Source organism: Mesorhizobium sp. M0159 (genome assembly GCF_040322295.1).
Lineage (GTDB): Bacteria > Pseudomonadota > Alphaproteobacteria > Rhizobiales > Rhizobiaceae > Mesorhizobium.
Map to the genome: position 1 here is coordinate 1 of NZ_JAMYTF010000100.1, position 8,539 is coordinate 8,539.

10 protein-coding genes are annotated in these 8,539 nt (G+C 59.3%); 5 read left to right on the top strand and 5 right to left on the bottom strand.

All coding sequences use genetic code 11. The annotated features are described in order from the left end of the window. Both NKJ32_RS34670 and NKJ32_RS34675 read left to right on the top strand, forming a co-directional pair. Positions 1-407, top strand: a 407-nt coding sequence (locus NKJ32_RS34670) for a hypothetical protein (RefSeq protein ID WP_352830411.1), incomplete at its 5' end; no start/stop codon positions are given. Between the two features lie 395 nt (positions 408-802). Beyond that, positions 803-958, top strand: a complete 156-nt coding sequence (locus NKJ32_RS34675; RefSeq protein ID WP_352594621.1) for a hypothetical protein — start codon at positions 803-805, stop codon at positions 956-958. 929 nt (positions 959-1,887) lie between these two features. Here NKJ32_RS34675 and NKJ32_RS34680 read toward each other — a convergent pair. After that, a complete protein-coding gene (locus NKJ32_RS34680; protein WP_352594623.1) occupies positions 1,888-3,420 on the bottom strand; it encodes a hypothetical protein in 1,533 nt (510 codons plus the stop codon). Positions 3,421-3,892: 472 nt separating this feature from the next. Continuing rightward, positions 3,893-4,402: a ferritin-like domain-containing protein gene (locus NKJ32_RS34685; RefSeq protein ID WP_352594625.1), complete on the bottom strand. Its 510-nt coding sequence runs from the start codon at positions 4,400-4,402 to the stop codon at positions 3,893-3,895. Positions 4,403-4,684: 282 nt separating this feature from the next. Here NKJ32_RS34685 and NKJ32_RS34690 point away from each other — a divergent pair, with 282 nt between their 5' ends. Next, on the top strand, positions 4,685-5,122 hold the full coding sequence (locus tag NKJ32_RS34690) for a KTSC domain-containing protein (protein ID WP_352643340.1): 438 nt from the start codon (positions 4,685-4,687) through the stop codon (positions 5,120-5,122). A 313-nt stretch (positions 5,123-5,435) separates the two neighbouring features. Here the strand turns inward: NKJ32_RS34690 and NKJ32_RS34695 are convergent, their stop codons facing one another. Both NKJ32_RS34695 and NKJ32_RS34700 read right to left on the bottom strand, forming a co-directional pair. After that, complete coding sequence (locus tag NKJ32_RS34695; protein ID WP_352643653.1) at positions 5,436-5,624, bottom strand: hypothetical protein; 189 nt, start codon at positions 5,622-5,624, stop codon at positions 5,436-5,438. Next, positions 5,611-5,913 (bottom strand): hypothetical protein, encoded by a 303-nt coding sequence (locus NKJ32_RS34700; protein WP_352549757.1) that lies wholly within the window; start codon positions 5,911-5,913, stop codon positions 5,611-5,613. The genes NKJ32_RS34695 and NKJ32_RS34700 overlap by 14 nt, the downstream gene beginning before the upstream one ends. A gap of 175 nt (positions 5,914-6,088) precedes the next feature. Between NKJ32_RS34700 and NKJ32_RS34705 the strand changes: the two genes are divergently transcribed. Beyond that, a complete protein-coding gene (locus NKJ32_RS34705) occupies positions 6,089-6,442 on the top strand; it encodes a hypothetical protein (RefSeq protein ID WP_352456137.1) in 354 nt (117 codons plus the stop codon). A gap of 675 nt (positions 6,443-7,117) precedes the next feature. Here the strand turns inward: NKJ32_RS34705 and NKJ32_RS34710 are convergent. Continuing rightward, positions 7,118-7,315 (bottom strand): hypothetical protein, encoded by a 198-nt coding sequence (locus NKJ32_RS34710; protein ID WP_352594633.1) that lies wholly within the window; start codon positions 7,313-7,315, stop codon positions 7,118-7,120. Positions 7,316-7,968: 653 nt separating this feature from the next. On the opposite strand from NKJ32_RS34710, the gene NKJ32_RS34715 reads away from it, so the two are divergent. Further along, complete coding sequence (locus NKJ32_RS34715) at positions 7,969-8,262, top strand: hypothetical protein (RefSeq protein WP_352625738.1); 294 nt, start codon at positions 7,969-7,971, stop codon at positions 8,260-8,262. Positions 8,263-8,539: the final 277 nt, after the last annotated feature.

Consider the following 8,539-nt stretch of genomic DNA (forward strand, 5'->3'; position numbering starts at 1 on the left):
CCATCAAAAACTTGACGCCGGCACCGCGGTGCTCAGGTCCTCATGGCCGCCGGATACACGTCTGCGGTCTTCACCGGATGGGTACGTCATTTGCTCAGACCGAGCAGCAAGATCTGCCGGGGCAAGGCGCATCATCGACAACCGAAGATGCCGAGGATGTCGGCGTCGACGTTTCGCTTGGCAGGCACGAAGTGAAACAGCAGGTCGCAAGGGAGCTTGGAATATCCGAGGTAGAAGTGCCTCTGGCAGTTCATGTGCCTATCGAGCTCGCCAAGCGGGTCTGCGAGAAAGAGGTATTCGACGCACGCGCCAATGTGAACCGAAGCTGCACGGCGACGAAATACATCCCGGAAATTGCCGAAGCAGCACGAAATCGTCCGCAAACCTCTGCCGTTCCGGAGCAATAGGCGAAGACGAATACTATGGGATAGAGAAGGGGTGCTTGGCTACTCTGGGCGATCGAGAAAGCGCCGCCCCGAGAGTGTGGAGCGCTTGCGCGTAAGTTTTCAGGCAGCGTCGATATTCGCTTGGCTTCCCCAGAGGATGAACCAGGCTTCGACAAAAGGCGCACACCAGATTGGGAAGGCAACCTTCGACCGGCAGGGCGGAGACTGCTTGTTAGCAGCATCTTGATGATCGCCAGACTGACGAGATTCTCTGGTCAGCATAGTAGCTTTTTGAGACTCCCCGCCTTTTAGGTATACTTTCCCTGACTGTCGACAATTTGTTTGGGCGTCGTCAGCTGTGAGCGACCATCGCGCTTCCGCCCTGATCGGGAGACAGCGCAGATGGAAACGAACTGTTGCGGCGCCTGAGCGCGCCGGATCTGGCGTTGCTGCAGCCTCACCTCGAAGCCCGTCACTTGGGACTGAGGACGCACCTGGAGCAGGCCTCGGTCCCGATCGACACCGTCTATTTCTTCAAGAGCGGCCTCGGCTGGGGCCTGCCGGCGAAATAGGATCGAACTCCCGCTCGAGCGGAATTGTTCCCTAGTATTCATGCAGGACAGGCGCGCCCTCATGCGATTTCGTGTGCAATGATGGGTCAAAATGTTTGGTAGAGACTTTTGAGCGGGGATTGGATAACTGGCTCGCGCGAAGCCCCCGTACCCCTTCATTCCGGCACACGCCACCCTCAGGAACGCTTCTGGAATACCTCGCCGTGAATGGGGCTCGGGTATTTGATAGAGAACGCGTCTCGGTTTGCCGGTGACGTGCCGTGCAGTTGCCAAGCCATAAGCTTCTCCAAACCTGCGAGTTGATCCAGTCGACGCACCCGGTCGCTTCACAGACGATAGGCCCGCGCTCCAAGCCGCGTAGCTCTCGGCGGTCGCTACATCCAACTGCAGATGTACTCGAGAATCCCCGAGCCTCCAATTTCGTCGAAGCACCGTTACGAAGCATTGGACCGCGGGATCGCTTCCAGCATGTCTGCTCTGTGTGAGAGGATCGCCAGGGAATGAGTTCGATGTGGAGGTCGAACTTCCCTGGCACCAGCCGTGGCTCGATGCCGCCGTCGAGCCAACCCAGCCGGATCAGCCCACTCGAATACCGATAGTTCCCATGAAAAGTCCTCGCCGGAAATCTGCGCCCAGATCAAGGGTCCCGCCCCCAATAGCGGGCGCAGCCTGCAGGATGTGGCGCTGCATGTGCGCGACGACAAATTGGTTACCCGCGGCTGGGCCCCGGAGCGGATCGGGATCCCGCGCCAAGCTCGGCGGAGGAGACAACGAGTCAATCGACAACTGGATGGCGGCGGGCGCGCCTTGTCCGGCAAAATCCATGAAAGGCAAAGTCAGTTTGGCTCGGCGGTGGTCGAGCGACGACTGGCAGCTCAAGCCGGCGATGCTGGCGCTTCGCCGTGGACCCGAATGCCTTTGGCAACCTTTCAGAGCTCTTTGGCCCGTGCGCGCGAGACGTCGTTCCGGTCAACAATGGCCAAGCCCCCGAAGAGGACAACGAAACCGACGATTGCGATCCAGCCGATGATCTGTCGTATCCGCTCCTGCCCCTCGGGCATTTGAAGCGCCTCGACCTTCGGCCACATTACGTTGATATACCCATCCGGCTCTGCGATTAGGCCTTGGTCCTCCGTGTCGATTTCGAGCATTACGCCTTTGATGGGGCCCTTCGTCATCACCATGACATGGGCAGGAGCTTCTCGTGCGATCACTTCCCCGTTGCGGCTCACCTGTGCCCAGCCCCAAAGGGCGATTTCCGGCCGTACCTTCGGCAGCTTGCCCGTGCCGATGCCAGTGTTGCCGTGCATCTCGTGTTCATACGCTACGCCTGACCATGTCGTATATTTTCCGAGCGGGTGGCGCGGCATTGGCTTGTCAATGCTGACCGTATAGGCGACGTCGCCGGAGGTGAACCCGGCCGAGACTCGCAAACCATCCGTGTTCTGAACGTGCGACCAGCGGTTGCCCATTTCCACGGTTTGGATTGCAATGGTGCCGTTCATAGGCACGGTGCTGTTCATTGCGTACGGATCGGCCCCGGTCACCCGCATGCCCTCGCCTGAAGCCCGTGCGGTTGCGATCAAACCGTCGGTGCCCCTCGATTGGGCGTGGGCAGGTTCGGCAGGGACACCCAGCAGGACGGCTAGCGTGCCGATCCCAGCCAGGCCGATTACGCGTCGCTTCTTCATCAGCCAACCGCCGACCCACCAGCCGATAAGTGCCGAAACGAAACCGCCTGGAAACGACAGCCACCAAAGATCCCTGTAGCCGGAATAATGAGGCTGATCGAGCGGCAGGCCACGTGGGCCCAGATACATGCTGTAAGTGGTCCAGACGAAGGCGAGCATGAGCGCGCCGATGGTCCAGCCAAGCCGGCCGGCACCGGCGTAAGCAGTCCAGACACAGACAAAAACGAAGCTGATCAAAAGGTGCTGGACGAAGAAGGTGATGCCTGGGAAGTCGCGCAATAGCACCGTCTGGGTCAAAACACCGTCTGCCGCAACGATGATCACAGCAGTAACGAGCCCGTAGACAACGAACCGCCACGTCTCCCCACGTTCGGTCTCAGCAACAACATGGTTTCGCCGCCAAAGCCACAGCGCCATCAGATAACCACCTAGGATCGCTAAGAAGTGCACCGGCACGCCGGTAATCCACAGGTGATTGAAGTCGAGCCATTCGGGTTCCTGCGGCAGCCCCACGGGCGCAAGCCATTGATAGTAAATCTCCAGAATGAGCGTGTGGACCGCCGTCAGGACCAAGCCTGGAATGATCCCGATGCCGAGAAAAGCCGTACCAAATAGAAAGACGGTTGCGATCAGGAAAGTCTTGGTTATCCAATAGGTCCAGTATGGATCATTCTCCCAAAGCAGGCCGTGCGCGATGGACGCATCGACGAATATGGCCGAAAGCGCCACAAGAATGCTGAACTTAATTGTATCTTTTGCGAGCAAAAACATCTGCACGCTCCCGCATTGCGCGATATTAACGCCAGTTTTCCATGTAAGTTCCCTGGTTGGGCTGGGCTGACAGGGACCTCTGCCCGTCGCTGGCGCCCTCTGTCCGCGCTCGGGACGAACTTTCTCCGATCCGGCTTGGCGTTCATCGGTGCCCGCCCACGCAACTGCTCAGTCATTTTCTCGGGCATCTCCGCTCGCGACCTCGTTCCGAACGTTTTAACACGCCCATTCGAGCTTGATCTCGCCGAGCGCGGCGCTAGCCCTTCCGATCTGGCTATTGCCATGCGTATTTGACCAGGCTTGCGCAGACGAACGCTTTACGCCGCAAGTCGCTCGTCGTAGCAATTTCTCGAAATGCAGCTCGACGACCGCCTGCTACAGTCAGCCTTGTTCGTCGCCCAGCGTTCACGAAGGGGACTCGCTAGCGGACGAATCCCCATCACCCAGTTCACGATCCTACGTTCCCACCCGCTCACCGCTTGGCGCTGTCGCTGTCCGCTTCGGCCCGCGCAAGGAACTGCTCGGTCGTGGAGGGAAGATGGCTTTTCAGCCAATCCGCCATCGCGACTTCCTCTCGCAGATTCTCTTCGCAAGCCCGAAGGACCTCGGTTTCGCCGAGCGATCGAGCAGCGGCGATCAGGATCGTGTAGGAGGCGATTTCCATGTGCTCGAACGTGTAGCTCGCCAGCGATCCTTTCATCACCTCGTCTCCGGCGAAGACGCCGCTCAGCGATTGCGCCATCGCCGTCAGCTTACCGCCAGCGTCCTTCATCGTGGATGAACCCTCGTCCATCTGATCGAGACAGGTCTTCAGCCGGGCAGCCTGCTGCTTCGTTTCGTCGAGGTGCTGTCGGATCCGGTCGCTCAGTTCGGGATAATTCTCGATACGGCTCAACTGCCCGTTCAACATCGTTTCGGCCTGCTCTTCCATGGCATGAGCATCTCTAAGCCATTGGACAAACCATTCGCGGCTTTCTGACATTTCGAATCTCCTTTGCGGCCTAAGGAAAAAACTTTCAGAAGAGGACATTGTTCCGGAGCAGAGCCCGCCGAACGGCTCTTGACAGTCGTGGCAGGTCTCAATTCACCTCGCGAAAATCCTGCAGCGATGCGTGAGAAACGCCAAGATCGCGGAAGACCGGCGCAAGGAAAACGGCCCGTGGACGCTCGCCGCTGCGCCGCTCCATTACAAAGTCCAACTGGCACTGGCCGCTTCCTGGCCATCCGACGCGGCGACATACGGCGACATATTGAAGGTCCCCGCATGGCATACTGCGACCGCTGCATGTCGTTCCTGGCAAGTAAGAACGGCAAGCAGATGAAGCTACCAGCGCTCGGCGAAGCTGAAGTGGATTCTCGACGAGGCGCTTATCGCGGCGGCTGGCGCTCCGCATTGAGCCTTGTGCCTCACCGCACCACCGCAGTCACAAGGAACGCGACGGCCTCTCCGCTCGTTGATTGGTTTTCGAATCGAGCCGCCGTCATGCCCTCCACATCGATCCGCAAGATGGAATATGATCTGGATAGAAGGACCCTCTCGGTGTGGTTCGTCGCCAGCGGCAAGCGGTACGAGTTTGAGGGGGTACCGCCGGAAACCTTTGCCGCGTTCCGGGCCGCGTTCGCCAAGGGCCGCTATTTCAACGACCAGATCCGCAACAATTTCCGCTACCGTGTGGTTGCGAGCGATAGCGACCCGGGATGACCTGACCTGCCGGCGGCTCAATCGTCCTGTCGCTCCAACCGGCGGTTGGTGGACGCGTTGCCGCTGTTGCGCTTAGGGTTGGTTACGGTCCGCGCTCACTTGGCAAGCCCAACCCCCCGCATCCCCCCGCCTGGTGCAAAGCGTTTGATCGGTCCCGCCGTTCTGGCAGTGCGGCGGGACTTTTTTGCGGTCCAGGTGGAACATCGGCGCGCGGGGAAGGCGCGGTGCACGCAGCACCCTTTTCTCATCCAACGTACGTCGGTGGCGCGCTGAAGGGTCTCAACGTCGGTCTGCCGGAGCTCAACTAGCTGGACTATTGCTCGACCGGAAGCGGCTCGTGCTGCGGCTCAGCGTGGTGGAACACCTGTCCAAGATCGCGCGCGTCGAACGTTTGGCCGCAGACTGGGCAGTAGACCATGTGCTTCGACTCGTCCTCTACCGGCCCGTCATGCGGCCTGCCCTCATAGCCGGTCGCGATGTTGTCGGTTCTAATCCGGGGCATCTGCAAGTGCCTTTGGTCGTTTTGGCGGCCGATACTTCTCCACCAACCGGACCTTCTCACGGTCGACCGTGACCAATGGCCCGAGGTCGATCGTCACAGTGTTCTCGTCGATGCGCGTGACCTCGCCTTTTAGGTCGATTTGCTGGCCTCGGTTCACCTTGGTGTGATCGATGATGGAATGTGGGAAGTCGTAACCTGGGATCGAGACCCTTACGCGGTCCTCTGTTACCCGCGTCAGAACCCTGGCCGTAATCGCCACCTGGTCACCAATGCCTATTCTCCGAGCCATGCCATGGATTCTGGTGCGGGCAGTGTCTTCTTCAAGAGGCTTCTAATATACGCCAGCCATCCTAAGGCTGACCTACGACCAGAGTTACAAAAGTTGAACTTGATCGGGGAACACTCCTTCTGTCTGCCTGTTGGATTTGCCAGCGCACCCCGCGCATTCAGACAGGAGAAAGAAGATGAAACGCATCCTTTTGGCTTCGGCCGTGCTGGCGGTGTCGGCCGGGCTTTCCTTTGCCCAGACGACCAGCGGAACTTCGAGCGGAACCTCAACGAGCGGAACCTCGACCACGACGACCATGCCCAGCACGACGGATCAGGGCACCGGCACGACGAGCAGCGGGACCAACATGTCCGGCGATCAAGGCACCGACACGACCACCACCAGCGGCACCACAAATCCGAACTCGGCCAGAGACTGCGCGCCCGGCCAGCAGACTGGCAGCGCTCAGCAGGCGGCGCCTGGTCAGCAGGACACGACAGCCAACACCGCCGCGCCAGGCCAGGTGAAAAAGACCGACGAAGGTTGCTGATTGGCACATCGGCACAGGTTGGGATCACCAGCGTGTGGCTGGCCAGCCTCCCCTGACCACCGCCTGAACTCACTCGGCTGGCGAGCAAGTTGCCGCCAGCCGAGCATCAGTCCAGGAACCTTTGCGCATGCGGCTTCTGTTTGCTTTGGGTCAGATAGATATCCGTCTGCTCGCGCATCTTGCCTGAAGGGAGCTGCAGCCGCGCTCAGAGGAGAGGCTAACAGGTGATTTCGCGACGCGCCGTATTGCCGATAGCGCTAGAGCGATTCGACCCCCTACATCGGACAAACGTTTTCGGGGTTGATCGTTGCGGCCGGCTTTGCAGTGGTTCCGGAGGAACGGAGCTTCCGCCGATTTGCCCGGCGGGCTCAACCCACTAACTGACTGCTGCGAGCCAAAGTCGGCGATCTCAACTCGTAGAAGTGAGCGGACCGTCTCGCCAGCTCCCAAAATTCCGTGGGTGTCAGACCTGTAAAACGGCGGAACTCATGAACGGCCTGCGATTGATCAAAGTAGGCCTCATCGACAAGCTGCGTATGACAGGTTCCTCGCCGAGCACCAGGCCGCGCACGATGAGCCGCGCTCGCCGTCTGTCGACCTGGTTGCCCCCGTGCTTGAGCGCGAGTCGTGGCGCCGGTGGCCTGAAGGTCGCGACGAATGAAACGCCGGCCCAGTTCAACCCGCGCGACGTCCTTCAAAGCTCGGAGGATCGATCTTCACCAAGCGGTCTGCGGCCTCGACCGCAGTTCGTATCCTGCTGCACAGCGCGAGATTTTCGGCCAGCATTTCTTCAGTGCGTTGAAGCGCGACCTCAGTCCGGTGGATGCGCTGCCTGGCATTGGCAACTTCCGATGTCAAAAGATCGGCCGCCATCCCGTGGGGTTCCGTAGTGTCCATAGGTTTCTAATACATGGGGGGCGATATCGTTCCCTGATATCGGGCCAGAAAAGCGCGATGGGCCGAATCAATGCGCGCCCTGTCAAAACAGCGCCGGAAAGAGGCGAACGGCTTCGGCCGCTCTACATCCCACGGCAGAGGCGATCACGGTCCAGAGGGCCATTGATCTGTTCAGGTACGACTACAACGTAAGCGAAGACACACTCAGGCGGCTGGTGATCAAGCACCGTCTTCACAACCAGACAATGCCCGGTGCTCCGTGGAGAATAACGCTCCTGGTTTGGCTATGGCGCTCGTCGGGGATGATGACGCGCTTGCGCGGTTGAGGCGGGACGATCGCGAGCATCCGGAGGTAACTCGGTATTTCAAGCAGCTCGGCATCCCGCGACCCTGACCTGTTATCAAAAGTTAGGTCGCGGCGACTGTCTAAAATAGACATTAAGTACTATCCAAGTCGCAGGTAATGGCTGGATCCTCCCGGTTGAAGCTCTTCCCCTTGCGATTGCAGAGACCAATCCCTTCGCGAGTCACTGCTTCGCTATGCCCACGCGTTCCTCATCCAGTCGTCCCGGACGGCACTGGTCAACGGCCACTCCAAAATCGAGGAGCGGCTGGCCCGCTGGTTGCTGATGGTCCAAGACCGGGTCGAAGGAAACAAGATTTACCTGACGCATGAGTTTCTGGCGACCATGGTTGGCACTCGGCGCCCGGGCGTTACCACCGCCCTCCAAATGCTGAGTATCGGGGGCTGGTTCACGCCAGGCGCGGCGAGATCACAATTGTCGACCGGTTGGAATGATACAACTCACACATGGTGCCTACGGCGACGAGGAGCAAAGTCACTTCGGCCTCGCCTCCGCCTAACTGTTCGGAATCGGACAAACTCTTGCAGGCGGCCGAATTGGTGCCATAAATCGTGTTGATTTGGGTTTCAGGGAGGAACTCACATCACTAACACTTTTCACACCGTCACGGTTGAAAGAGCCGCCGAAGCCTATGTCCTCTCCAGGAGGAGCTATTGGCGGCGGCATCCATAATTCACGGTGTGCCCGTCGCTTTCGATGCAAAAACAGCCGATGTCGTAGAACCACGGCTCCATTCGTAGGCCATATATGCCTCACATGGGGATTACATGGTCAAGTGTGATTTTCCTCCTTCGCAGTTTCGGTCCAAGGTCTGAGCCCGATCACGTGACGCGGC

Excerpts from the sequence above, each read along its gene's own strand:
- NKJ32_RS34680 (WP_352594623.1), bottom strand. The coding sequence starts at position 3,420 with ATGTTTTTGCTCGCAAAAGATACAATTAAGTTCAGCATTCTTGTGGCG.
- NKJ32_RS34685 (WP_352594625.1), bottom strand. The coding sequence starts at position 4,402 with ATGTCAGAAAGCCGCGAATGGTTTGTCCAATGGCTTAGAGATGCTCAT.
- NKJ32_RS34690 (WP_352643340.1), top strand. The coding sequence starts at position 4,685 with ATGGCATACTGCGACCGCTGCATGTCGTTCCTGGCAAGTAAGAACGGC.
- NKJ32_RS34695 (WP_352643653.1), bottom strand. The coding sequence starts at position 5,624 with ATGCCCCGGATTAGAACCGACAACATCGCGACCGGCTATGAGGGCAGG.
- NKJ32_RS34700 (WP_352549757.1), bottom strand. The coding sequence starts at position 5,913 with ATGGCTCGGAGAATAGGCATTGGTGACCAGGTGGCGATTACGGCCAGG.
- NKJ32_RS34705 (WP_352456137.1), top strand. The coding sequence starts at position 6,089 with ATGAAACGCATCCTTTTGGCTTCGGCCGTGCTGGCGGTGTCGGCCGGG.
- NKJ32_RS34710 (WP_352594633.1), bottom strand. The coding sequence starts at position 7,315 with ATGGCGGCCGATCTTTTGACATCGGAAGTTGCCAATGCCAGGCAGCGC.
- NKJ32_RS34715 (WP_352625738.1), top strand. The coding sequence starts at position 7,969 with ATGGTCCAAGACCGGGTCGAAGGAAACAAGATTTACCTGACGCATGAG.